The sequence below is a fragment of the Scatolibacter rhodanostii genome (assembly GCF_900197595.1).
In the GTDB taxonomy this organism is placed as follows: Bacteria; Bacillota; Clostridia; order Oscillospirales; family Acutalibacteraceae; genus Scatolibacter; species Scatolibacter rhodanostii.
Genome location: NZ_FZLO01000001.1, coordinates 228,501 through 252,991 on the forward strand (window position 1 = coordinate 228,501; position 24,491 = coordinate 252,991).

At 37.0% G+C, this 24,491-nt stretch carries 22 protein-coding genes; 7 read left to right on the forward strand and 15 right to left on the reverse strand.

Annotated features, from left to right (window positions below):
• Window position 1: 1 nt before the first annotated feature.
• Entirely contained in the window at window positions 2–1,162 is a 1,161-nt protein-coding gene (locus tag CS931_RS01030; protein ID WP_099203904.1) for a DNA cytosine methyltransferase, read from the reverse strand.
• Between the two features lie 33 nt (window positions 1,163–1,195).
• Between CS931_RS01030 and CS931_RS01035 the strand changes: the two genes are divergently transcribed.
• Complete coding sequence (locus tag CS931_RS01035) at window positions 1,196–2,236, forward strand: hypothetical protein (RefSeq protein ID WP_143826214.1); 1,041 nt, start codon at window positions 1,196–1,198, stop codon at window positions 2,234–2,236.
• Between the two features lie 1,279 nt (window positions 2,237–3,515).
• Here the strand turns inward: CS931_RS01035 and CS931_RS01040 are convergent.
• From CS931_RS01040 to CS931_RS13020, 4 genes are all read right to left on the reverse strand, one after another.
• A complete protein-coding gene (locus tag CS931_RS01040; protein WP_099203906.1) occupies window positions 3,516–3,953 on the reverse strand; it encodes a DUF488 family protein, N3 subclade in 438 nt (145 codons plus the stop codon).
• 304 nt (window positions 3,954–4,257) lie between these two features.
• Entirely contained in the window at window positions 4,258–4,515 is a 258-nt protein-coding gene (locus tag CS931_RS12545; RefSeq protein ID WP_143826215.1) for a hypothetical protein, read from the reverse strand.
• Window positions 4,516–4,685: 170 nt separating this feature from the next.
• Window positions 4,686–4,961 carry a hypothetical protein gene (locus tag CS931_RS01045; protein WP_099203907.1) on the reverse strand — a complete coding sequence of 92 codons (276 nt, stop codon included), beginning with the start codon at window positions 4,959–4,961 and terminating at the stop codon, window positions 4,686–4,688.
• Window positions 4,962–5,029: 68 nt separating this feature from the next.
• Complete coding sequence (locus tag CS931_RS13020; protein ID WP_099203908.1) at window positions 5,030–6,322, reverse strand: hypothetical protein; 1,293 nt, start codon at window positions 6,320–6,322, stop codon at window positions 5,030–5,032.
• 331 nt (window positions 6,323–6,653) lie between these two features.
• Between CS931_RS13020 and CS931_RS01055 the strand changes: the two genes are divergently transcribed.
• Window positions 6,654–6,986, forward strand: coding sequence for a helix-turn-helix domain-containing protein (locus CS931_RS01055; protein WP_159459707.1), 333 nt, complete (start codon window positions 6,654–6,656; stop codon window positions 6,984–6,986).
• Here CS931_RS01055 and CS931_RS01060 read toward each other — a convergent pair.
• The 5 genes from CS931_RS01060 to CS931_RS01080 form a co-directional block, all read right to left on the reverse strand.
• On the reverse strand, window positions 6,983–7,231 hold the full coding sequence (locus CS931_RS01060; protein WP_099203910.1) for a hypothetical protein: 249 nt from the start codon (window positions 7,229–7,231) through the stop codon (window positions 6,983–6,985). The two genes, CS931_RS01055 and CS931_RS01060, sit on opposite strands and share 4 nt — an antisense overlap.
• Before the next feature lie 240 nt (window positions 7,232–7,471).
• Window positions 7,472–8,665, reverse strand: a complete 1,194-nt coding sequence (locus tag CS931_RS01065; RefSeq protein ID WP_099203911.1) for a VirD4-like conjugal transfer protein, CD1115 family — start codon at window positions 8,663–8,665, stop codon at window positions 7,472–7,474.
• A 1-nt stretch (window position 8,666) separates the two neighbouring features.
• On the reverse strand, window positions 8,667–9,254 hold the full coding sequence (locus tag CS931_RS01070) for a ClpP family protease (protein WP_099203912.1): 588 nt from the start codon (window positions 9,252–9,254) through the stop codon (window positions 8,667–8,669).
• The gene (locus CS931_RS01075; RefSeq protein WP_099203913.1) at window positions 9,251–9,586 is read right to left on the reverse strand and encodes a hypothetical protein; all 336 of its coding nucleotides are present in this window, start codon (window positions 9,584–9,586) and stop codon (window positions 9,251–9,253) included. The genes CS931_RS01070 and CS931_RS01075 overlap by 4 nt, the downstream gene beginning before the upstream one ends.
• Complete coding sequence (locus CS931_RS01080; RefSeq protein WP_099203914.1) at window positions 9,587–9,901, reverse strand: hypothetical protein; 315 nt, start codon at window positions 9,899–9,901, stop codon at window positions 9,587–9,589.
• 451 nt (window positions 9,902–10,352) lie between these two features.
• Between CS931_RS01080 and CS931_RS01085 the strand changes: the two genes are divergently transcribed.
• Both CS931_RS01085 and CS931_RS01090 read left to right on the forward strand, forming a co-directional pair.
• Window positions 10,353–11,426 carry a DnaB-like helicase C-terminal domain-containing protein gene (locus CS931_RS01085; protein ID WP_099203915.1) on the forward strand — a complete coding sequence of 358 codons (1,074 nt, stop codon included), beginning with the start codon at window positions 10,353–10,355 and terminating at the stop codon, window positions 11,424–11,426.
• Window positions 11,423–12,409: a hypothetical protein gene (locus CS931_RS01090; RefSeq protein WP_099203916.1), complete on the forward strand. Its 987-nt coding sequence runs from the start codon at window positions 11,423–11,425 to the stop codon at window positions 12,407–12,409. Before CS931_RS01085 ends, CS931_RS01090 begins: the two co-directional genes overlap by 4 nt.
• Window positions 12,410–12,670: 261 nt before the next feature.
• Here the strand turns inward: CS931_RS01090 and CS931_RS01095 are convergent, their stop codons facing one another.
• Window positions 12,671–12,877 (reverse strand): hypothetical protein, encoded by a 207-nt coding sequence (locus CS931_RS01095; RefSeq protein WP_099203917.1) that lies wholly within the window; start codon window positions 12,875–12,877, stop codon window positions 12,671–12,673.
• Between the two features lie 1,661 nt (window positions 12,878–14,538).
• Between CS931_RS01095 and CS931_RS01100 the strand changes: the two genes are divergently transcribed.
• Complete coding sequence (locus CS931_RS01100; RefSeq protein WP_099203918.1) at window positions 14,539–15,111, forward strand: hypothetical protein; 573 nt, start codon at window positions 14,539–14,541, stop codon at window positions 15,109–15,111.
• Between the two features lie 165 nt (window positions 15,112–15,276).
• Here the strand turns inward: CS931_RS01100 and CS931_RS01105 are convergent, their stop codons facing one another.
• The 4 genes from CS931_RS01105 to rlmD all read right to left on the reverse strand — a co-directional run bounded on the left by CS931_RS01105 (window position 15,277) and on the right by rlmD (window position 20,875).
• Window positions 15,277–15,786 (reverse strand): helix-turn-helix domain-containing protein, encoded by a 510-nt coding sequence (locus CS931_RS01105; RefSeq protein ID WP_099203919.1) that lies wholly within the window; start codon window positions 15,784–15,786, stop codon window positions 15,277–15,279.
• A 653-nt stretch (window positions 15,787–16,439) separates the two neighbouring features.
• Entirely contained in the window at window positions 16,440–16,751 is a 312-nt protein-coding gene (locus CS931_RS01110; RefSeq protein ID WP_099203920.1) for a hypothetical protein, read from the reverse strand.
• Window positions 16,732–18,756: a histidinol-phosphatase gene (locus tag CS931_RS01115; RefSeq protein WP_099203921.1), complete on the reverse strand. Its 2,025-nt coding sequence runs from the start codon at window positions 18,754–18,756 to the stop codon at window positions 16,732–16,734. The genes CS931_RS01110 and CS931_RS01115 overlap by 20 nt, the downstream gene beginning before the upstream one ends.
• Before the next feature lie 472 nt (window positions 18,757–19,228).
• Window positions 19,229–20,875 (reverse strand): 23S rRNA (uracil(1939)-C(5))-methyltransferase RlmD, encoded by a 1,647-nt coding sequence (rlmD, locus tag CS931_RS01120; RefSeq protein ID WP_099203922.1) that lies wholly within the window; start codon window positions 20,873–20,875, stop codon window positions 19,229–19,231.
• Between the two features lie 455 nt (window positions 20,876–21,330).
• Between rlmD and CS931_RS01125 the strand changes: the two genes are divergently transcribed.
• Both CS931_RS01125 and murD read left to right on the forward strand, forming a co-directional pair.
• On the forward strand, window positions 21,331–23,085 hold the full coding sequence (locus CS931_RS01125; RefSeq protein WP_099203923.1) for an ABC transporter ATP-binding protein: 1,755 nt from the start codon (window positions 21,331–21,333) through the stop codon (window positions 23,083–23,085).
• A gap of 11 nt (window positions 23,086–23,096) precedes the next feature.
• Entirely contained in the window at window positions 23,097–24,488 is a 1,392-nt protein-coding gene (gene murD, locus CS931_RS01130; protein ID WP_099203924.1) for a UDP-N-acetylmuramoyl-L-alanine--D-glutamate ligase, read from the forward strand.
• The last annotated feature ends 3 nt before the right edge of the window (window positions 24,489–24,491 follow it).

Below are 24,491 nucleotides of genomic sequence, written 5' to 3' on the forward strand. Positions count from 1 at the left end.
ATCAACACTCAATTTCTTGGCATTCAGAAGATAATCTATTTTTTTTTACTAATCCCAATTTATCAAGAGTGTAAAAAACAGCACGTGCAATATGCCATGCCATAACCGGGGGCACTGCATTACCGACAGCTTTATAGGCGGATGAGGCACTTGTAACAAAATTGAACGTATCTGGAAATGATTGCAATCTTGCACACTCACGAACACTTAATCTGCGCCATGTAGACATATCGCTTTCATTACTTCCAGTAGTACGATAATGTGCTTCAATATTCCCATGATGTTCTGCTCTTATTGTGGGTGCTGGCTTATTTTCTGAAATCCTGTTATTACCTTGTGTCTTTTTTCCGGGGTAAAACTTAGCTTTAGATATATCTTTTACTGTGTGGTTGGGTATGCTGGAATCATTTAATTTGTCCCATAAATCATCTATTGCATCTTTTGCATTTAGCCATCTTCGCCCTGTATGTATCCCTGTTTCGTCAAATAATTGTTTTGGGTAATACTGATTATTTATTGTACCTAAATCCTTTCTAATACCCATTATTATGACACGTCTACGCATTTGAGGAACACCAAAATCTGCTGCGGTCAAAACCTGATATTGAACATTATAACCGTGTTTTTCGAAATCAGACAAAATAACGCTAAGTGCAGATTCATTAACATTTTCCCCTTTTAAGTTTTTTCTTGAATTTCTTATTCCATCTACATTTTCAGCGATAAACATTTTCGGCAGATAATGGTCGATTACTCTAATCATTTGAAGATATAATAGCCCTCTTTCATCTGCAAGACCATTTCGTTTTCCTGCGTATGAAAATGTTTGACAAGGGAAACCACCAAGAACTATATCTACTTCTACGTTTGGTAAATCCCTATTCACGTCAAGGTCTACTATACTTCTTCGCTCTACCTTATGATGAAAATTAGCTTCATATATGTCTGCTGCTTGTTCAAAAATGTCATTAGCAAAGACTATATTAAATGGATTGGACTCGTACATTTTTCCCAAATATTCAAAGCCACCCAAAACGCCTAAATCCATACCGCCAGCACCAGAAAATAAACTTGCGACATTTAGTTTCTTAACATTGGTAGGAATGCTGGTGCAAAGTGTATTAACTGTGTTATAATTATTATTATGGTATGTCTTATACATAAAATTTTCCTTTCAAATTGGAGGTCGTTTTTGTTGAACATAATTGACGTTCTTACTCTATTTAAAAATAAAATTGAAGAGATGGATCCAATATCTAAAGAATATCTTGTCAGTAGGGGCAATGATAATGGTTTTGAGAAGTTAGTCCCATTAATTGCAGATGACATAAAAAAAGAGACCAGTGAGTCCTTAGAGTTCATAACTCACTATGGCCATCACTTCCCAGATATGGATATTATTTTAAATGGTAAGAGGTACGGTCTGGAACTAAAAAGTAGAAATAATGGGTCATGGGATACCAACGGGAATTCTGTTTTTGAAAGTATTAGCGATGAAGAATATGAAGAGATATATATTCTTTTTGGTAGTAAAGAACCTCAAAAAGACCATATACTCATTAAATTTGCTCCCTATTGGACAGCTACAGCTGCAATTAACGTGACGCATAGTCCTCGTTTTAAAATTAACATGAACGCAGACACCAGTGTGTTTTCTAGTGCAAGCGAATATTACCAACTTAGAAATCTGTCTGAGAAAGAAAAAGTATCCTTTCTGCAAAATTACCTAAAAGAAAATACAACAGGTGTAAAGTGGTTTGTTCCACAAGATACTGATTCTATCAAACCTACATCTTTAAATGAATTACCCTCAGATATTAAAACCAAAATCAAAGCAGAAATTTTAGTATTGTATCCTCAAGATTTGATTACGTCAAAAAGAGCCAACTATTCAAGAGCACATGAATACATAATAGAAAATTATTTTTATTATAGTAGCTCTTTTCGTGACTTTTTCAGTGCTGGTGGCAAATGGAAATACCGAAATGTGGAGTTGCCACAGACATTAGCGACACTAAGCTGCTTAAAAGTAGATATTCATGATATTTTGAACAATGCTAATGATGACTTTCTGAGCCTAGCTTACACATCTTGGTCTGAACTTAACATAATAAAAGGAATAAGTTCATTTAAAAGTGACTACTATAAAATAATCAATTATATAGGCGAACTTAATTTTTCAAATGAACTAAAAAACATTGGCAATATTCAATTATCAGAACTTCTTCAATTATGAAGGACTACTTATTCTACCACAAAAGGGAGTGACGCGTCAATTACCGCGCCACTCCCTTTTGTGGTACTACTTATTCCATACCATTTAATCAATAACTTCTTCGTCCAAAATAAGTCCTTCTGTGTGGATGTTATCAAAAGTGGAGATAACAGGGTTGCCTTTGAGATTATTCATAAATTCCACTATAACTTGAGTTTGGGTTTCTATTATGTTTTTCAGTCCTGCCTACCACGGATAGCCGTTTTAGGCTATTTTAACAAATGTAACTGGCAATTACACAGCAGTCTGATGGTGCCTGTCACTGCGATTGCTCGATAAGTTTGAATGTCTTGGGGAAGTACCTTGTCATTCATTACAGTAGTTTGTCATAATCCTCAAGATAAAAAAGGAGTGAGTAAACTGAATTGCCCACTTCTTTTTTTAGGTCACGCATCTCAGTGTTCGGGTTTTTATTCGATTCAATATTTTTCCCGATAGCCGTTTAGGCTATTCAGAGCTTTAACATCAATTCGCTAGAATCTTTTAAATTTTGATATATTTTTATAACCGATTAAGTTCTTTTCCATTAAAAACTCGAACTAATTTTCGACTATCTTGTACCCATTTGCTTTTTCACTTGGGTACAGGTTTTGTTATAATAACGCCCATTTTTAGCTGAAAACAGGGTCTTAGACCGCTTGTTTCCTGTGTTTCTTTCTAAAATAAAGCTTGTACCCATTTGCTTTTTCACTTGGGTACAAAATGTGTGACAGATTTGTAACTATTTATTTGGTTTGCATAAACAAGTTAATGTAAGTATATATGATTTATGAATTATCAACAAATATTCTATTTTAGAACCAAAATCAGAGATGGTCTTTCATTGGTTTCAAAAAAGACTTTTTTGTCCTTTGAAAGACCACTTTTAAAAATGAGAAATGTTCTTGATTTTGAAAAAAGTTGATGAAAGTTGAGTTTGTCTCTTAATTTGAGATTTGAAATGGGTACAAGCCTAAAAATAAGAATTCAGTAATACCAAGGGTTTACAGGTTTTGAAATTTGTCTTGTACCCATTGTACCCAAGTGCTTTTTTGAAATGGGTACAGGTTTTTTTCAGCAATACCATAGGTTTGAGTACCTTTGTACCCATTGTACCCAAAATTAAAATAATAATATATAGGAAATTTTATATATACATATAATATATACGTTAATTATACGTCGTATTTACACACACCCATGTGTTGTGTACTATATATAAAGTGGCTTTGAAACGGGTACATTGGGTACAAGCTTTATTTTACTTCAAATTCTTGTATTTTTCGAAGTAAAAGCTGTAGTCGTTTTGTGTCTCTGTTTGTATACTGCAATTTACGCCTTGCAGCAGTCCTGCAATAATGCTTCTGTGGCACATCTTTTCGTCTGTACAAAAACATAGCAAGGCTATTTTTTTACCGTCTTTGTCTTTTTGGTACAGCTCGTTTAATTTTTCGTATCCTTTCTCTTGACCGTACTTCAAGTTTTGTAAAAACTGAGGAACATATTCTTCTTTAAACTTTGTTTCGTTCCATACACCGTCTTTCTTCCACTTCAGGTATTTGAAAAATAAGTCCGAAGTGGGCGATAACTCTTTTACTTGCCTAATTTTGTTCGATTTGCTTTTCAAGCTTCTGACAATTGCCCATACTTCGTCATACTCTTCTGTCTTGCAGTTTCGAATACTTTTAATCTCAATCATTATTTTTCTCCTTTTTTGTGTATACTCTTATTTTGCGTTTAAATGCCGTTAATTTTAGTTTTTATATTAGGCATGATATTATATTGATTAAGCTTTAAAATCAAAATTTGGTATGTTTAAATCGATTTAAAGCCTATTTGCTTTGAACTCTTGATTTGTTCTATGCAAATTCTTATATTTGGGTAAAAAAAAGCAGTGACGAATTGTCACTGCTTTTGAGCTTATGCATAAACTCTACTCTATACTTGAGTTCGGGTTTTTCTATGTTCTCAATTCTACCACCGATAGCCGGCTAAGGCTATTTTTAACACACATAACTGGCAATCACACAGCAGCCATATGGTGTCTGCGACTGCGACTGTTCGATAAGTTTGAATGTCTTAGGGAAATAGCGTGTCATCCATGCCATGAAGTAATTCAGCTCTACGGCTACTTCTTCCATGTCGCCGTACATGCATTCAGCAAACATACCGTGTGTGCTGAGAATATCTTGTGTTTGCCTATCATGTGTACATGTTGTGTCAACGAAATTTCTTCTTCCGAATGGGGATGTTCTGTTCATTGTGTACATTACTCTCAACTCACTTTCTTTGATTTTTTTATAATTTTAATTATACAGGCTTTTCGCCTATCTTTCAATCCTACACCCGACAATGCGTAGCACTGTCTCGTTTTCGCTGTAGAAGCTATTACTGCTCCCAGCCAACCTGTTGTAACCATTATTTTTAGCTCCTATCTTCTTTTTCTTCTTTTTGATTCACAGACTTTTACGTCAATGATATTGTCGTTTTTTACGATTGGTTTCTGATTCTGGTTCATTGCTTTTTTGATTCTAATTCTGCGAATGATGCAAACGGCAAGTATGCACAGGAAGAATAGCCCCCATTCGAGATAGAATTGCGGTGGGAACTGATAGTTGATGATGGATATGAGTACGTAGATACCGCTTCCGATAAATGTCAGTGCAATACCGATGATGGCTAGGATTGCTATTATTACGCTCGTCATAATGATTCACTCCTTTTCTAAAATTCAGGCTGTAACGGTTCTCTCGTTACAGCCTTTTTTGTTTTTACTTATGAGCGTCTATCAGGCGAAGCCTGAATCGGGAAACCGTCAGTAGGTCTTGTGTCGCTCCATTCGCCTGTGATTTGACAGTGATAACCCTCTACGATAAACTCCCAAACTTCTTCAGTCCAGCCAACGATTTCTAGGTTCGTGTCTACTTTCACCTGTTCTTCACGCCAGTCTGAACGTGCGGCTTTTCTGCTATCATTGGAAGTTTCGAATTCTGCCCACGGACGACCGCCACCATGATTATTGTACTCTTCTGTCAAGTCAGAACCGTCTACGTTGGAAATCCTGTGTGTTTCGTAAACGTCGATGTATTCGTAAATCGGCTCTTTACTCTTCACTCTGTTGTTATGACCGATTTCGAGCCAGCTGTGTTTAACAGGCTCCGGCGTGGGTACAGGTGTCGGTTTTTGTGTCGGAACAGGAGTCGGCTTAACGGTAGGTGCCGGAGTTGGGTCAGGCTTACTTGGTGTTACCGGCTTGCTTGGCTCGGACGGCTTAGTAGGCGGTGTGACAGGTTTAGCAGTTTCTGTAGGTTTGCTAGGTGTCGTCGGCTTTGTTTCAGGCGTACTGGGCTTATTTGGAGCTGTAGGATTTACAGGCAGAATCGTAACAGGCTTATCCTCGGATTTGCTTTCCGGTGTTGTGAATTTAGATTCAGGCTGTTTGACGTATTTACTTTCATTCTTGCTTTCAGCCTGTGTGCCGGTTGTTTTGGAACTTAATACTTCGGTCTTTTTCTCGGGGTCTTTCTTGGCTTCTTCTTTGAGCTTTTCAATTTCTTTTGGCTCAAGAACGTCAATCATTACTGTGATTGTCACCGTGATAGTCTGTGTATCGGTCTTGGGAACGATAATATCTTCAACTTTGTTCTTATCGAGATATTCTTGCAGCTCTTTCTTTTGAAACTCAATGGTGTATGTCACCTCGTAAGTACCGGCTTTGGAGTAATCGACCTTGGAGTCGTCTACTGTGACGGATTTTACGATTTTTTCGTCATACTTGACCAAAGACATGATATCAAGCTTTTCGTCTTTCTTGGCAGTCTTTTCAGCGGTCATGTCTTTGATTCCGGAGATAACTTCGGGAATCTTTTCAAGCTTTTTGGAATCCCAGCTTTCGGATTTAACTTCTTCTTTTTTGGAAGAAGCTTTTGAGCTTTCTTTCTTAGAGCTTGCAGAACTGGATACAGGTTTGGAAGAAGATTCTTCTGTTTCTTGCTCTGCACATGCGGATAGGCTTGTGACACTGATGAGTAGGCATAAAGCCGTGGCAATAAGTCTTTTTAATTTCATGATTTTCTCCTTTAATTTTGACTTGATACTACTAAGACAAGCAAAGATTCAAAAAAGTTTTATATTTTGATAAACTTTTTCAATTTTTTTCTCGGAACACGAAGTGTTCTCTTGATTTTGGATTTTAGAATAAAAGAAAATCACCCTTTCCTGTTTTTTTTCATACAAACAACCCTCCTATTGTTTTCTATAAATTCCCATATTGAAGTCTATATCGACATTATAGCACAATATATTTAGTTATTACTAATGATATTTTAAATTAGCCTATTATTTCCTCGCAATTACTGCATTAAAATAAATAAAAGCAGTAAAGATGAGGAGCAAAGCCATGAATGATTTAGATTTCGTGACAATCGGACAGAAAATCAAAGAACGCAGACAAGCTCTTGCGGTTACACAAGAAGCGATTGCCAATCAGCTGAACGTGAATCCTAGTCACGTCAGCAATATCGAATGCGGTCGTGCGAATCCGTCCTTAACGCTCCTTGTCAAAATAGCTGATATCTTAAAATGCAGTGTGGATTTTTTCATCGGTGGGGAATATACCTTTGCAATTAACAAGGAGCAGGAAAAGACATTGGATGACAAAATTATGGATAAGTTGAAATATTGCGATATCGATAAGAAAATGAAAGTTTTGAAAATGATTGATATTCTTTAATCGGATAAAAGGTGAAGTAACGTTTTCATTGTGTATTTTATGCCCAGCTCAAAGCCCTCTTGTTCAGCGGTCAACGCCGTTTGATACAGGAGGGTTTTGATTTGTTCGCTTTCTTTGTCACCGGACTGTTCTATGTAAGTTTTCATGAGCGTATGGATTTCAGCATCAACACGACTGCTCATTTCAATGGTATCTTTTTCATAGCAGATGACAGCTTCATAGGTCTTTTTAAGTAATTCATTCATAGGTTTTAGTTTCCTTTCTGTATTTTAAGTGGAGGAATGTGGTTGCCTTTATAATGTAGACAAGGTAGGCTTTAAAAAAGTTTTATGTTATGACAAGCTTTTTCAATTTTTTTCTCGGAACACGAAGTGTTCTTGGCTCTAAAGGTAGAAGGAACTATCCTAACCTAAGCAAAAATCAGCAGACAGTCAAAAGAGGCTGTTTGCTGATTCAGGTAAGTTTTCTATTCTCTTCTGGGGAAATCATGCTGTTAGCACATATTTTGCGACCTGTTTTGGCTCACTGCCTCTGGTGAATAGCCAAGCGTCATTCAGCGGCATATTGAGAATACTGGTTGCCGATTTGTTTGCCTTTACGCTGATATATCGTGCGGTTTCAACATCTTGTCCGCCAAGATACAGGCAGTGGTCACAGTTGTTGAGAATCGTCATGGCACCCGCATGACCGTACATTCCCTCAAGCTGAGAAATGCTTTGTAAAATCACACTGACAGAGATTTCTCTTGAGCGAATGATGGAAATAATCTTGTCAAAGTCGGGAATGAACACGTTGGCGGCAAAATCGTCCAGAATAAACCGAACAGGAATAGGCAATCGGAAATCGGTATAATCTCTGTCTGCACTGCCGCAGAGTGCGTGCAAGGCTTGGGTATAGAACAAATTTGCCAGTTTATCCATACTGCGGTCTGTGTCGCTGACGGAGAGAAAGACAGCTGTCTTTTCTTTGCCGAGGTCTTCAAAACGAATTTTCTGTGGATTTTTGAAGATTGCCTGTGTGCTTTCCAGACACATGACCGAAAGATTCTTGCCGACAAAAGCACGGACACTTTCGTAGGTTTTTTCTGATTTCTGTGTGCCCTGATACATATTGTAACGGTTGAGCGCAAAGCTTTGCGGTGCCTGCTGTTTCAGCTCTTCAAAGAGCGAATTGAATCGCCCTGTATTCATTTCGTGAAAGAGCTGAACCACACTGACAAGATTATGTTCGTTCTCCGGTAAACACTCAAATACATAGGCAATCATGCTTTCGATATAGATACGAGCGGAAAGTTCCCAAAAGGGATCGTTAACCGCCTCAATGGGAACAAGACAGCTGGCAATGGTCATGATATCCTGTTCGCTATATTGGTCTTTTTCCTTGTCATAGCGAACATAGTCCAGCGGATTGTAACCATAAGACTGCTTTAAATCACGGAAGTCGATGTTCATAATCTTGTATCCATTTGCAAGAAGAGCTTGTTCTACCTGCCCTTGCACACTGCCTTTGGTGTCGGCAATAATCATGCTTTCATTACCCTGCAAAATGTTTGGCAGGACGTACCCACGAGTTTTTCCTGCCCCGCTGCCGCCGATAATCATGTCATTGTTGTTGAGTCCTGTTGCCCAAGTATCGTTGTTAACACACACGTCTTTTGATAGAATACGAACATTTTCCATTTTAATATCCTCCCATTTCTTTTATCATATTGTCTGCCAAGCCAAAGGCGATGGCGTCTTTTGCGTTGAAAAAGGTGTCATTCGCTGTGACTTTATAGATTTCATCAAGCGTTTTTCCTGTGTGTTCGGCAATGATTTCTGCTATGATTTCTCTGGTTTTCATGAGATTATGGCTGATACTGTTGATTTTGAGCGCACTGCCGCCCACGCCCTCGGAAATCAGAGGGTCATGGAGCATGACTTGCGAATGTTTTAGCATCTCCCGCCTGTCGCCGGACAGGAAAATGACGGCGGCCATGCTGGCTGCTGTGCCGACACAAACTGTCCGAATCGGATTGGGAATGGCTTTCATCATATCGTAAAGAGCCAGCCCCGAGGAAACCGAACCGCCGGGACTGTTGATGTACAGGGTGATTTCTTTTTTAGAATTTTGTCTGGAAAGATATTGCAGCTGTAAAATCAGTGCATTCACACTTTCGGCGGTAATTTCTTCAAAGCACTGCATTTCTCTTGTTAGAAACAACTCATCCTGCAAGGTTGTTTTGAGAAATCCAGTGCTGTTTTCTTTGATAATGGCGGGCATATTCATAAATAACTCTCCTTTTTGATTCTGTTTTTTTGCAGCAGCACAAATGGTTCGATGAGAATGTCATAGAGCAGTGCATCACGTTCTTGTTCGGTCATCTCAAGCGTTTCCGCAACCTCGGTGTCCGTGTCATATACAATCTGCGACAACGACTTCCCTGCGCATTCCGGATATTTTAGAACAATCTGATTGTATTTCTGCCGGAAATGATTGTTCTGACTCATCTCGGATAAAGTGACGAAATACGTGTCCAAATTTAGCTCAAACGCTTTGAAGTTGGCTGTCTTTTCTATCACAGTCATTTCCAATCGTTTCTGTAAAGATATTTTTTCCATTTACATACACCTTTCTTTATAATCGTAGTAGAGCGGGACTTCTAAAAGCTGCGTGCTGCGAGAGCGAATCGTGCCATCGGAGTGTTTCGCTATTTTTGCGGCAACGTGGCTGTAGGTCAGACTTTCAGACTGTGCTTTCGAAATATCAAGCAGCTTTAAAAGTAAATCGCATTCTTTCTCATACCCATAGAAATACTGGCGAATGGGTGTATTTCCCAGTTGCTTGATGATATCGTAAAGACAAGAAGGGTCGCTCATACAGCCTTTTTTCAAGCGTGAAAGCCTCACTTCCAACGATATTTTGTTTGTACTCATAGATAACTCCTTTTTAATTCTCAAAATTTTCTTCACTTTATCCCCCGGCAACACTTGTGTTGCTTTCTCAGCAAAATCTAAATTTCAGAAAAGAACCCATTTCTCTTAATTTTCGCCAAACTTTGTTTTATCTCTTTTTTCATCGCAGATGAGGTTTTTCTTCCACCTAACTGGTGCAACCAGATACAAGCCTTTCATTTTTAAGACGGTGCAATTCTCTATGAATTACTGTCTTGTTATATAATATTTGATACTTATAGGATGACAGAATAATATATATTTCTTAGAATATGTCAGTATATATCAGTGACTTTAAAATTTATATTATATAACTGCGGAACCTGTTTTCTTTGAAAAAACCCTCATGCAAGAGCGTTTTTCGGAATCACTTTTCATATTATGACGATTATGGTATAATAAACCTATTAATATTTTGGGGAGAATAAAAGGCATGAGCGATTCATCTAAACAACAGATTCCGAGTAATCCATTTGAACTCAAAATTCTAAGCGGCCAAGTGAGCCGGTTTACAAAAGATAAAATAAAGACCTTGGCAAAGCCAAAGATTGCAACAGGATTTAAGAAGTTAGATACGATACTCGGCGGTGGTTTGTTTCCCGGTTTAACTGTCCTTGGTGCTATCACAGGGCTTGGAAAATCGACACTATTGCTGCAAATAGCGGAGTATATTTCCTCGAATGATACACCGGTCATCTACTTTTCGCTTGAAATGCCAAGTTTGATGATTGCCGCTAAGGCGATTAGCCGCCAGCTTTTCTGTAACGTACATCAACAGGAAACACTTGCATTGACTGCGAATGAATTGACCTCCTCACAAAAGGATGGCTTTTTTAAGACGGATACCTGGAAGCAAATTGAGAAAGCGAGAAATCAGGTGGAGAAAAACAGTCAAAACCTGATGGTAGAGGATTCTCAGTTTCAGGAAAGCGGTGAAGAACTGACTGCCGAGAAAATATATACGATGGTTTCTGACTATATCAAAGTAAAAGAGAAACAACCTGTGGTGATTGTCGATTACCTGCAAATTATAGCCCCGGACACTCCTAACTCCATGGGCAGCGAAAAGCAAAATGTTGACCGCACGGTGAAGTGGATGACAAGGCTTGCCAAAGATTTTGACATTCCCGTGGTTGTGATTAGCTCTTTGAACCGTGCCGCCTATAATCAAAAAGTAAAGATTGAATCTTTTAAAGAAACAGGTGGAATTGAATATTCAGCCGATGTAGTGCTTGGCTTGTCCTTTAGTAAGGCTCCTGAATTTTCAACGCTGAAATCTAAATTTTCTCTCAGTACTGAGAAAGGAAAGACCCCCCGCGAAGTCGAACTGACAGCCCTCAAGCAGCGATATGGCAGCAGCGGAGCAAGCTCCAGTGTTAAAATGCATTACTATGCAAAATATGATTATTTTACGGAAGATATCTCTAAGAAGAAATCTTCTGCTCCTGAGAAAATATCTCCTGCCGAGCAGAATTTCAATAATGCCGAAAAAGGGACTACTCGATGAACATAAAGACTTATTACTGCAACAGCACAAAAATCCTAAAGCTTCTCAGACGGTATGACGATTATGCCGATAATCGAGTGCATCGTGCGATTGTGGGAAAAAACTTTGGAGAAAAGATTCTTACAGAATTTCGTATTTCAAATAATTTGAGCAACTTTGATTGTGATGTTGCCGATGCGGTTTATACGATTTATAAGAATCACGATACAACCTTTACACCGGGTCAAGTTTTGCGTGTATTGTCCGGTGACGAGAAACAGACTATCGTCAAGGGATATAACCAACAACACATTATTGACTCTATTGAGTGGCTGAGAAAAACAGAGATTGAGATTGGCTGCGAAGCGGAAATGGATAAAAGAGAGATTCCCCTTAGATACATTGAACGTGCACCTTTTCTTGTGGCTGAAAAGGTAAGCCCTGCTCCTCGATATGCTATACGCGCAAATTCACCCGATTCAAATTCATCAAAAAAGGAGGAATATGCCGACTTATTCATGCCTCTTTATGGCTATGCTGAGCGATTGCACCAATTCAACTCTTTTCCACAACAATTGCTCTATGACACAACACTTTCCCCAGAATTTCGCCTATCGAATACGCTTGAAAACATTCAAATCAAGCGATTCTTAATTCGGCGGCTGGAACCTCTTCGGAATTTGGCAAAGCAAGATACGGATGAGGAAATAGAGCGTGTAGGATACATAGATTCTGAAAACAAATACAGACTTATCGTTTATGAGCGGGCTTCAAAAAACGCCGGTGGAGGCATTGCCGGTTTGTTATCTGATATTGGCATCTATCGCTCCGATTTTAAGTCAGACGATTCATGGAAGCATAAGAGGCATAGCGTACATCGCAGTGTGACAAAGATTTTAGACTACTACAAGCACATCGGTTATATTCAGGATTATGAAGTTATTAAAAAGGGGAAAATCATTTATGGTGTGAATATTTTGGGTAAAGTAAAATATCCTAAATAAAATCAATGGCTGAATCGAATTATATCTTGACGAATAAAAAGCAGGGAAGATTGGAGAAAACTCCGTTCTTCCCTGCCTTTTTATGATGTATGATTGCATTTGTTTGGATTTAAAGTACTTCTGTAAAAATATCATAATGCCATGATAGTAACTTTTGTTTTAAATTACAGTTTTCTTATTATTTTCTGCCATACAAAGCATTCTTTAGTTCCTGTAATTTTTTATCATATAATTTGTGAAGAGGGGATAGCATCATGCGTTTTAAGGGTTAAAACGATACCAGTCGAAAAACTCTTTAAGGGCAAGCTGATTTTCGCTGTACATAAAACTGATGTGGACATCAACATTTACCGGTTTGAATGCCGGTATTTTAGAAAGATGTACTCTGAATTCATTTATCTTTGTAAGGGGTATTGCATATTCTTTTCCAGCGTACTTTAACATTACAGTATCATTTGCATTGTTCATGATAGGCTGCTCCTTTCTGTTTTGAATTTGATTCAATCATTTCTGCGATCATTTACAGAAATATTCTTCTGTTTCTCTCGCAAATGCGCTAACGCATTTGATGTACTTGTCTATTCAACATTTTGTTTCAAAATGTGCTTCTTCTCTTTGAGTGGCTTGCCACGATTAGGGCAAACTTTTCAGGTGTCCGGTGGACATCTGAAAAGCAAGGAGCGTTAGCTCCGCAGTAAGGGCTTTGGCAGTGCGTTAGCACGGACAAAGTGGCTGCGTAAGCAGACAGTTGTGTCGGCTATGCCGACCACACAGAGCGAAGCGGTGTGTGCCACGACCCCTTATGCCCTTTTTCGTTTTTGCCATGTTTTTTCAATAATTGGCTAAAACGGGTTTTCTCTTCGCACATCGTGTGAGCGTAAGCGAGGACTGGTGCGGTTTTTCGGCTCTTTTTAGTGTTGCAAACGCTGTTGCAATTTCATCAAAATTGCGTGATTTTTTTGTTGCAAGTTGCAACAGTTGCAACAACGCTCAGTGGTACCAAGGGTTTGCGAGCTATTTTTGTTGCATCTTTGTAGCCCCCTTTGGCACACTGTTGCATTTGTTGCACTTCTGTTTTTTAGGCTCTTTTCGAGGAGTATTTTTTATGATTTTTATCCGTGTTTGAATCGTATTTTCGTATCGTTTTTGAAACATTTTTATTCGATTATGAAATAAATATTGATTTGTTCAAAACACCTATTTGTCATCTTAAAAGAATGTTTATTCGATTTTTTGAACTGGTTTGGAATGACATTTTTTTATGTGTTCGAATTGTAATTCCGTTTCGGATTTTGTCGAAATGAAATGTCAAATCATTTGTTTTTTCGGCTGTTTGAACGGTCTTTCTTTGGTCAATATTTGGATATTATTGTCCTTTTTTGTTTCAAATTTGACCGTCAAATGACCGTTGTTTGACCGTCCTGTTTTTGTGTGTTTTTTAGGGTTATATTTTGGTCTTATATGTTACCGTTTTTGGACATTGAAATCATGTTGGTCAATTTATTGCAAAATATGATATTGAAATTGACCGCTATTTGGTCGTGTTTTGTCTGTTAATTGACCAAATATCTTTTTGACCGTTTGTTTGAAAGCAGTTTTTTTTCAGTGTCGTGTATTTAATTAGGCTCGCACGTCAGAATGTAAAATGCCGCCCTTTGGCTTTTTGCATTCTGAAAGTTTAGAGACTGTCATTTGCGTCAAACAAACGGTTCGGTCTTTGTTTAAAAAATATATAAACGTACTTTTTCAGTCTGTTTGAAAAGCTTTTCTTGCTGTTATTTTTGAACACACATTCGTTTCGACAGCTTTCTATTTGATGATATATGCGTAAATAAAAAAGACCAGCAAACTATTTGTTTGCTGGTCTGGGTGGGTCTGGTAGGTTATCTAGGTCTATTTTGTCTGCATACTTTTCTATGAGATAAGCGAAAAGGTCAGCCAATCTATCCATGTCATCATTGATATTGTCATCCATCTAGCCCCACCCCTTTCTTGTATGCTTGACAGTGGTAAGCATTAGCTGTTATAATTTATTGGAAATAACTTTTCGTTCCTAATAAATTATAACAGCTAAAATATAAAGATATAAGAGTGCTAATAGCTTAGGAACACATAGGGGAGGGTATAAAGTGGAATATATCGGAATGAGTGAAATACTAGACTTGATTGACCAAGAATACGATTATGGGCAGGATGAAGAAAGCATGGCTTGGTTGAAAGAAATTCCTAAAAACCATGTAGGCAAGCATTTACTTGAAAGAAAAACAGTTTTAAAATATATGAATATCTATGCTAAAAATGTATTGCAGCTTGATACTTGGGATAACTGTACTTATTTAAAAGTTATCGGTGTTAACGGTAAAGGCACTAGCTCTCAAAAATATGAGAAAGCCGATATTCTTAAATTCCTTGCAGATGAGGCCGTAAAAAAGAAACTCTATGCTCAACAGGAACGAAAAACGCATAAGCTCAATGATACATGGAGAATTCCTAAATGTGTCCTTCCTATGTTTAGTGCGGAATGTAATTCTCAATCTGAGGAAGAAGAAATTATGCGAATAACTGGATATACGAAAAGGCAACTTGGATTATTCAATGTTCCTGAAGAACTTCTCTATGATGAAAAAGTAAAACTTGAACGTGAAATAAAAGAGCGTATGGATGAACTCAAAGAGATTAATGAGGTTTTGAAGTATATGTAAAAAAGAAGTAAATGAGATTTATTCTCACTTACTTCTTTTTATTGTGGCTTTCAGGGTATTAATCTCGTTAAGAATCTTATAAAGATTTTCTTGTTATAAACAAACTATGCAGCTAGATAGACAGGAATTTTGAAATCTGAACTATCATCAAAAAAGCAGAGCAGTTTATTCTTTCTTCCGTGTTAAACAAATTCCAATAATTGCTCCAATCAGAATAATCGGTGCAAATCTGACAAATAGCCATTCAAATGCGTGAAACGCTGCTCCGGCAATGGCGGTTTCAGGGTCATGATAATTCCAACCTAAGTAAGAACTATTTAATACTATTAAGAACGCAGAAATAATTACTATAACTGTACACAATGAGATAAATAGCCAATGAAGCATTTTCCTTCTTGCAGTTTTTCTTTGCGCAAGTTGTAAATTGATAATCTCCAATTTTTCAGAAATCGCTTTTAAGTCATTTACTTTCCACTCTATCACAGTTTCTCCAAGCAGAGTATTTACCGGTGTTTCAAGTGATTCTGATAGGGAAATCAGCATATCAGAATCGGGGACAGATAATCCTTGCTCCCATTTGGAAATGGTTTGCCGAACCACATTCAGCTTGATAGCAAGTTCTTCTTGCGAAAGTCCTTTTGCTTTTCTAATTGCTTTTATGTTTTCATTTAACATTAAAGATAACCACCTTTCAGTTGTTACCACAATTGTATGAAGTACCGTCCGTTGCCGCAAGCAACGTATATTAACATTCGTGTTTCATAGTCATGGTAAGCTGTTAGATAGGTTGGTGGGGAAGAACTAAAGCCTAGTAGATTGTTCTTATCATCATCTATTTATCCAATAAAAAACAAATCCTGATTTATCGAGTTTCCCTTAATTTGCCGTGATTAGCTTGTCCATTATAAAAATGATGCGCAACTTAAAAGGTATCTTTATTGTTCTGTAAAAAAATATTTTTCGTCGTCACTTATACTGAATAACGTTTAAGTTTGAGAGCACTTCTCCGACACTTACTTCCAAAGATACAGGAGATGTATTTGTTTGAGATATTGCAATCCAGATACGCCTTTATTTATTTTAACAAAAACACCATATGCCTTAACTCCAATAATAACACCTTTACATATATCACCGACGATAATTTTTGAGCTCTCAAAATTATCGAGTATATCCACGCTCTTTAAAACAGGTTTGAAAATTTGTTTATGCTAGGTAGTGAGCAGATATCACCTCTAACATGTGTTCAGTTAACAGATACCCGATTTTACTGTATTGCGATTCGCACTTGCTTAGTAGTAAACTTATTCCTTAATATAATATTTTGCTTATTCTTCAGTGTGATTAATGAGACTATATTTTTCGATAGCTGATTTGTATAGTAGTTCACTCTCATCAACGAATCTGCGTCTATTTGCAGTAAGATCTTCAAATTTCTTATAAATATTGCTGTATATGATTTGGTGTGAGGGATTTGCCATCATATCTTTATCATAGACATCCATTTCAAAATCATCACTACTTATGGCAAGCTCGAGTAGCTTATACAAATCGTCTCTATTTATCTTATCTATACTAACCCAAGTTGCTCCATCAATACTGTATTTGCCTGTACCATTATCAATTTTTAAGTATCTCATAAGAATTTTCCCTCTCTTTATAAGCTGATGTTCCTGCTTCTAAGCAATTGAGTATTATTTGATAATTACTTATTGTTTCACCGTCTAAACTTTTCAGTTGTTTATTCGTTGGATAGCCTGAAAATATCTGATATACCACATTACCTGATGTGACATTTTTCTTAGTATAGACTATATAGTCTGGTTTTATTGACGCACCAACAGTGTTATTGTGAGTAATAATAACAACAGGTATCGTTTTAGAAATGTGCTTTATCATTTCGTTAACGCTATTTTGTAAAAATAAATTATCAAAAGAGGATTCTGGCTCATCCAATAAAAGCATATCATATTGCATAGCATCATTAATCGCATTTAACAAATTAAACTCTGAACGTTCACCGCCTGATACTGGGAAATTGTGTTCATTCATTATAGCGTAATCTATTTTAACAAAATATTTATAGTACTCAGTTGGTGCAATTAAGTCTATTAGCTTTAACTCCTGTAAATAGTAATAAGGGTTTTCATATTTTAGAAACGCATCTGAAAAGGCAATCTTTTTTCCACTATAACTTTTTAATTCACCTGCTCCTCCAAATTTTTTTGCGTGCGCTTCAATCTTAAATGAAAACATATTCTTTTCATGTATTTTTCTATCAGACTGAATTAAGCGAGTGACTTTAAAAAAAGATAGTATTTTAGCCTTATCAAACATAATTTTATATAAGTCAATATCAGGGATTATTGTCGCAGCAGTCCTCATTTTTAGAGAATCTTTTATATTAGTAATTATATTGTTCATCCATGTTTTTTTTAAATTCCTCTCTTTTTCTGATATATATTTTTTCATGAGCTCAACTGCTAATTGTTTTAATTCTTCAACAGAAACGTACTTGTTGATAATATCTCTATACATAGTATTTTCAATTAGATTAATAACACTATCAACTAGTTTTTTTAAATTTTCCAAATCAGCCAATAGAAATAAACTCTCATTAAATAGACATGTCTTTGAAAAAATGTCCGCTTTTTCAACTTCAGATGCATTTTTCAATAATGAAACAAGATAACTATCAATATCCTTCTTATATTTAGACAGATCAATTTCTTTTACATCATCAACAACATCTTTGAATTCTTTCAAAAAATCCTCTGATACTGAACTTTGTTTTTTACTTAATAATGCCTCGAAATTGCGCTTATCTTTATCTTGGTCAGTTTCCAGAAGTTGAAATTGCTTTACGTATTTCACATTTTCAATTTCTCGGCTTATTTCATTAAGAGTATGAGTTTTACCGGAAGACCTGTTACCGAGTATTACTGTTAATCCTGTGGAAATCTGTAAACCGTTTGGTAATACTTGAAATAACTTATTCCCATCTTCTTTTGAAAGAGATACTTTTAACTTGTCTTGCAAGCAAATTTTTATAGCGGGCAAAGTAATTTCATCCACATCCATATATGTTTGTCTTGTAGGGAAATTTAATAAGCCATCCTTTATACGTATATCACTAAAATAAACTGGTGTTAAGCAAGTATTATCTTTTAAACAGTATTGGAATTTCTTAACACTATTAACTTCACCAGCATTAATATATTGTCTGAGTGCCTGAATTGTAGTAGCCTTCAATATTGGCTTTTTCTCATAATGCGGAATTAATAAATAATTTGACATATTTACAAATATCTGTTTAAGCTGAGAAACGGTAATACAATCGTCAGCTGATTGTATTAATTTACTTATTTCATTGCATTTTAAATTAAAATCAATAAGCTCATCGCTATTGGCTATTAACAGCAAATGCCCCCCCTCTAGATTTATTTCTATACCAGGTAATACCAAAATGTCCAAATTTTCTGATATATAGCGGAATTGTGAAAGGTCAAATATGTTATGATTGGTAATTGCTATACAATCTATATGAAGTAAAGTCACATATTCTTTTAATGTCTCAAAATGAAAATCAAATTGAGAGTCACTAATCGTTGGAACTGTATGCACATGTAAATCAAATTTCTTCATAGAAAATTCTCCATTCATTTCGTTATTATGCCAATGCAAAGAAAAATTCTTATTAGTAAACCAGTACAAGTTCAAGTACTATATGTGTAAGTTCTTCTCAGTTGCTCAACTTCCTATTATTGCTATAATCAGTAATTCTTAACGTTATAAAGCAATTAGGATTATGATAGCATATATTTTTCCGTTTCTCAACAATTATATGTATTAAACGACTCATACAAAGTGTTTAGCGAGTATATTTTTATGCAATTTGTCGATTTGTGTCGAACTAAATTCAAAGTTAGTGTGTTAGAAAACTTTTTACTTCTCTCAGAATTTTTAGTGTGTTATTTTCATGACCAATAAAATTGTCGGTTAAGTAATAAGGGGATGCATGATTTTATCACCATGAATATTATGAACATAATGAAGAATGAACCTTAAATAAAAAGATGCAGGTGAGATTTAATTCTCACCTGCATCTTTTTATAAGTCAATTATCAATCATTCTAAAATGCCGTAACGCATCTGTAATAGCCTTTTTTTTTTCAAGTGGCACTTGAGGAACTCTAGCTTTACTATCACCAAGATTATAATTATCTCTTTCAATGATGCCGTATTTTCTCTTGACCTGTGCAATATATAGGGGAGAAACTTTAAGTCCTGCGTTATCAAGCACATATTGCTTGATTTCATCATAAGTCGCTTTGCTTTCCGATTTGGTTAAATCTATCTCATCGAGGTCAATATTTACTTCTATTGCATCAGTAGATTTTAGTTTGGACAATAAAACAACACTCTCCACATGTGCCGTACGTGGGAACATATCTACTGGAGTGACTTCTGTAACGTGATATCCTTTTTCAGCGAAGATACGGAGATCTCTTGCTAGGGTAGCGGGGTCACAAGAAACATAAACGACGCGTTTGGGCGAAAGATTAACGATTGTTTCAATCAAAGAAAGGTCGCATCCTTTTCGAGGGGGATCTACAATAATTACATCAGGAATTTCATTTTGTGACCTTAGCTCTAGCGCCGCTTGTGCTGCATCACCACAGATGAATTCAGCATTTGTAATGCGATTGCGCTTGGCATTTTCTTTGGCATTTACAATTGCATCGGGGATAATTTCCACACCAATTACTTTTTTTGCTTGGTGTGCCATAGAAAGACCAATCGTACCAATACCGCAGTAAAAATCAAGCAAGATTTCATTTCCGGTCAAACCGGCATATTCGGCCGCTTTGCGGTAGAGGATTTCGGCTTGGTTACGATTAACTTGATAAAAAGAGAGGGGAGATATGTCAAATGTAAGCCCGCATAATTCATCTTCAATCGTATCTTTTCCCCAAAGGGTAATATTGCGGTTTCCAAGGGCAACGTTGGTTTTATCTGGATTTATGTTCACAACAAAACTGACCATAGTAGGCAGAGATTCTTGAAGGGCAGCTAATAGTTCGTCGACTTGCGGGATTTTTGGCTTGGTAGAAATAAGCCCAACCATGACTTCGCCCGTCTTTTCTCCTTTACGAAGATAAAGTTTTCGAAGAAGACCGCTGTGAGAAAATTCATCATAAATACTGCAAGGATATTTTCTATGCCATTCACGAAATATTTTCATAGCAAGATTAAATTCTGCAGGTTGTAAGCGACAAGTGAGAGCATCTACTATACGATGGGAATTTACAGCATAAAAACCCATTTGCAACTTTCCGTCTTTATCTTTGCCGAGTGGAATTAAAGCTTTGTTTCGATAACCATCAGTCGATTGCCGGCAATCTCCCAAAATCGCTTGAATAGGAAGGTCTTTAAAAGCTCCAATTCGTGATAAAGCATCTGTAACCTTCTGCTGTTTAATCGCAAGTTCTGATTTATAGGAAATATGCCGGTAAGTGCAGCCGCCGCAAGAGGTAAAGTAAGGACAATCAGAAGTAATACGGTCAGAAGAAGAGTTAAGAATTTCTTCGATTCTTCCAAAAGCGAATCTTTTTGTGACTTTTACAATTCTAACCATTAAAGAATCATTTATCGCTGAAAGTGGAACGAAAATTGGGAAGTTATCATAGCGTCCTACTCCCAAACCATCAGCTGTCATGCCGGTGATAGAGAGTGGGATAATGTCATTTTTTTTAAGGTTCATAGTTCACCATGTTTCAGAGTTATAGTATTGACTTGTATTTAATAGTATTGTAGCATTAGATGATAAAAAAAACAATCAATGCAAAATAGTAATTCACCTAATTTGTGCAAAAATAATAAAACTAAAGATGAAATGCATTATGGAATAGGCAAAACAAAAGATTTAATCAAAATAAGTTGACAGAACATAGGTGGCACGATATAATTTAATTGTTAAAAGATTATAAGTCACCGCGGTAAGCGTTTACCGCAGTTTTCAATACAACTCCTCCCCAAAAGAATGAAAGGGACCGGTATATCCGGTCTCTTTCATTTTGTGCGGAAAAAAGCAGCAGAGAAGGTAAGTGGTATTGATTCTTGGGTAAATTTGTGAGATAATTAAAAAAATAGAAATATCGTAAATTCAGATAACAAAACAATGAGGGTTGTATTTGTGAAGGAGATGGGAGAGAAGAAATGAAGAGCAAAAAGCAGAAAGGTTCTTTGAGAAGATTTCTACCTTATTATAACCAATATAAGGGTATTCTTTTTTTTGATTTATTTTGTGCGGCACTGACAACGGTTTGTGAGCTTGTGTTGCCAATGCTTGTGCGATATATTACCAATACAGCGATTAATGACTTGGCAGCGCTGACGATTGAAATCGTCCTTAAAGTAGGAGCGCTGTATTTATTTTTGCGTATTGTGGATGCGGGTGCTAACTTCTTTATGGCTTCCATTGGTCATATTATGGGCGCTAAAATGGAAACAACTATGAGAACAGAGCTTTTTGCTCACTTGCAAAAGCTATCTTTTTCTTATTATGACAATGCCAAGGTCGGCAAAATTATGGCGAGAATCACTTCGGATTTATTTGATGTGACAGAATTTGCCCATCATGGCCCGGAAGAAATTTTTATTTCATCCATTAAGATGGTCGGTTCTTTCATCATTTTGTGCTCGGTCAACGTGCCGCTGACTTTGATCGTATTCTCTGTCGTGCCATTTATGTTTTTGGCAGCTTACATATTTAACAAAAAAATGCGCAAGCAATTCAGAGATCAGAGAGCTCAAATCGGCGAAATTAATTCACAGGTTGAAGACAGTCTTCTAGGGGTGCGTGTTGTCAAATCATTTGCTAATGAGCACATTGAAGAAGAGAAGTTTGCCAAAGGTAATAATGCATTTTATGAGATTAAAAAGAAAAGCTACTTTTATATGGGAGGCTTTGATGCTTCCAACCGTATTTTTGATGGTTTAATGAATCTTCTCGTGTTGGTTGTTGGTTCTATTTTCATGATTCGCGGTCAAATCAGACCAGCCGATTTAGTGGCTTATATTATGTATATAGGCACCTTGATTAGTTCTATTCGTCAGCTTGTGCAGTTTACAGAGCAGTTTCAAAGAGGAACAACAGGTATCGAGAGATTCTTCCAAATCATGGATGCTGACGTGGATATTTTCGATGAGCCTGATGCCAAGCTCTTAAAGCTAAAAAAAGGTGAAATTTCATTTGAAAATGTCAGCTTCAGTTATTCTGAAGGCGGAAGGCAAATCCTTTCTGATATCAATCTAAAGGTGAATGCAGGAGAAAACGTTGCGTTGGTGGGTCCTTCCGGCGGCGGCAAAACGACTCTTTGTAACTTGATTCCAAGATTTTATGATGTCAGCGGTGGTCGTGTTTTAATTGATGGACAAAACATCCATAATGTACAGTTAAAATCGCTGAGAGAGCAAATAGGTTTTGTTCAGCAGGATGTATACCTATTTTCGGGTTCAGTTTTTGAAAATATTCAATATGGTAAACCTGGTGCCAGTCGAGAAGAAGTCATAGAAGCGGCTGAAAAAGCCGGTGCTCATGAGTTTATTATGGGACTTTTAAGCGGCTATGACACGTATGTTGGTGAACGAGGAGTAAAGCTTTCAGGTGGACAGAAACAGCGAATCAGCATTGCCAGAGCCTTTTTGAAGAACCCTCCCATTATGATTTTAGATGAAGCGACCAGTGCGCTAGATAATGAAAGTGAAAAAATCGTGCAGAAATCGCTTGAAGATTTATCAAAGGGAAGAACTACTTTCACGATTGCACACCGGCTAACGACAATCAAAAATGCAACCATGATTTTGGTTTTGACGGATAAGGGCATTGAAGAACAAGGCACGCATGAAGAACTGATAGCAAAAAAAGGTATATACTATCAGCTTTATAATAGTTATAGTGAGGATAAATAGCAGGAGGCTATATGGACAAGGAAACTTTTTTTGAACAGATTAAAGGAAAGCGAATTGCGCTTTGCGGTGTAGGGAGAAGTCATATGCCGCTGGCAGATTTGTTCACTCGCAAGGGTGCTTTGGTTTCGGTACGTGATAAGAGAGAGTTTGAGCAACTTGGCAGCAATGGTGAAACACTTAAAAAATTGGGTGTTAAATTGATACTCGGAAAAGATTATCTGGCAGATTTAGATGAAGATATTATTTTTCGCACGCCCGGCATGAAGTTTTCTCTTTCTGAACTGCAAGAGGCAAGAGAGAATGGGCAAGTTGTAACGAGTGAATTAGAGGTCTTTTTTGACCTTTGTCCTTGCAAAATTTATGCGGTAACAGGCAGTGACGGCAAAACCACCACGACCTCTGTTATGGCAGAATTTCTGCGTTCAGAGGGGAAAACAGTCCACCTTGGGGGCAATATCGGCAAACCGCTTTTACCCGAAATTGAAATTATTGAAAAAGACCACGTTGCTGTAGTCGAGCTTTCCAGTTTTCAGCTAATTTCTATGCGCAAATCGCCTGATGTAGCAGTGATTACCAATCTTTCTCCCAATCATTTGGATTGGCACAAGGATATGGAAGAATACATTGAAGCCAAGAAAAATGTGTTCATACACCAAAATGCTTTTTCCAGAACGGTTATCAATGCAGATAATGAATTGACGGCAGCTTTGGCAAAAGATGTTCGGGGACAGTGTCTCATGTTTAGCAGAGAGAAAGCCGTTGAACATGGTGCATTTTGTCAGGGTGGCTTTATTTTCACCAGTGGTATTCCTAAAACAACCAATCAAAGAGTAATGGAAGTCAGTGATATTTTTCTGCCAGGTGTCCACAACATCGAAAATTATATGGCGGCTATTTGTGCTGTATGGGGCGATGTTAGCACGGAAAATATCATTAAAGTGGCAAAAAATTTCACGGGGGTTGAACACCGCATTGAATTTGTACGAGAAGTAGACGGCGTGAAATATTATAACGATTCCATCGCCACAAGTCCTAGCCGTACAATTTCAGGTACCTTGTCACTCTACGATAAAAAAATAATTTTGCTCAGTGGTGGGTATGATAAGAATATTCCGTATGATTCACTTGGTCCTGTCATCTGCGAAAAAGTGAAAACACTAATTTTGATGGGAGCGACAGCACAGAAGATAGAAGATTCTGTTAAAGCAGCGCCGAATTATGATGAAAATGGATTGGAAATTGTCAGAGTGCAAAATATGGCAGAAGCACTTTTAATTGCCAGTAACAGAGCAGAAAAAGGCGATATTGTATCGCTTTCACCAGCTTCGGCAGGCTTCGATTTATATACTGATTTTGAAGCAAGAGGCCGCCACTTTAAACAGCTGGTTAATGAAATGAAATGAATG

Bases quoted from the DNA above. Each gene is read 5' to 3' on its own strand.
- CS931_RS01030 (WP_099203904.1), bottom strand. From the start codon at position 1,162: ATGTATAAGACATACCATAATAATAATTATAACACAGTTAATACACTT.
- CS931_RS01040 (WP_099203906.1), bottom strand. From the start codon at position 3,953: ATGATTGAGATTAAAAGTATTCGAAACTGCAAGACAGAAGAGTATGAC.
- CS931_RS12545 (WP_143826215.1), bottom strand. From the start codon at position 4,515: ATGAACAGAACATCCCCATTCGGAAGAAGAAATTTCGTTGACACAACA.
- CS931_RS01045 (WP_099203907.1), bottom strand. From the start codon at position 4,961: ATGACGAGCGTAATAATAGCAATCCTAGCCATCATCGGTATTGCACTG.
- CS931_RS13020 (WP_099203908.1), bottom strand. From the start codon at position 6,322: ATGAAATTAAAAAGACTTATTGCCACGGCTTTATGCCTACTCATCAGT.
- CS931_RS01055 (WP_159459707.1), top strand. From the start codon at position 6,654: ATGAATGATTTAGATTTCGTGACAATCGGACAGAAAATCAAAGAACGC.
- CS931_RS01060 (WP_099203910.1), bottom strand. From the start codon at position 7,231: ATGAATGAATTACTTAAAAAGACCTATGAAGCTGTCATCTGCTATGAA.
- CS931_RS01065 (WP_099203911.1), bottom strand. From the start codon at position 8,665: ATGGAAAATGTTCGTATTCTATCAAAAGACGTGTGTGTTAACAACGAT.
- CS931_RS01070 (WP_099203912.1), bottom strand. From the start codon at position 9,254: ATGAATATGCCCGCCATTATCAAAGAAAACAGCACTGGATTTCTCAAA.
- CS931_RS01075 (WP_099203913.1), bottom strand. From the start codon at position 9,586: ATGGAAAAAATATCTTTACAGAAACGATTGGAAATGACTGTGATAGAA.
- CS931_RS01080 (WP_099203914.1), bottom strand. From the start codon at position 9,901: ATGAGTACAAACAAAATATCGTTGGAAGTGAGGCTTTCACGCTTGAAA.
- CS931_RS01085 (WP_099203915.1), top strand. From the start codon at position 10,353: ATGAGCGATTCATCTAAACAACAGATTCCGAGTAATCCATTTGAACTC.
- CS931_RS01090 (WP_099203916.1), top strand. From the start codon at position 11,423: ATGAACATAAAGACTTATTACTGCAACAGCACAAAAATCCTAAAGCTT.
- CS931_RS01095 (WP_099203917.1), bottom strand. From the start codon at position 12,877: ATGAACAATGCAAATGATACTGTAATGTTAAAGTACGCTGGAAAAGAA.
- CS931_RS01105 (WP_099203919.1), bottom strand. From the start codon at position 15,786: ATGTTAAATGAAAACATAAAAGCAATTAGAAAAGCAAAAGGACTTTCG.
- CS931_RS01110 (WP_099203920.1), bottom strand. From the start codon at position 16,751: ATGAGATACTTAAAAATTGATAATGGTACAGGCAAATACAGTATTGAT.
- CS931_RS01115 (WP_099203921.1), bottom strand. From the start codon at position 18,756: ATGAAGAAATTTGATTTACATGTGCATACAGTTCCAACGATTAGTGAC.
- rlmD (WP_099203922.1), bottom strand. From the start codon at position 20,875: ATGAACCTTAAAAAAAATGACATTATCCCACTCTCTATCACCGGCATG.
- CS931_RS01125 (WP_099203923.1), top strand. From the start codon at position 21,331: ATGAAGAGCAAAAAGCAGAAAGGTTCTTTGAGAAGATTTCTACCTTAT.
- murD (WP_099203924.1), top strand. From the start codon at position 23,097: ATGGACAAGGAAACTTTTTTTGAACAGATTAAAGGAAAGCGAATTGCG.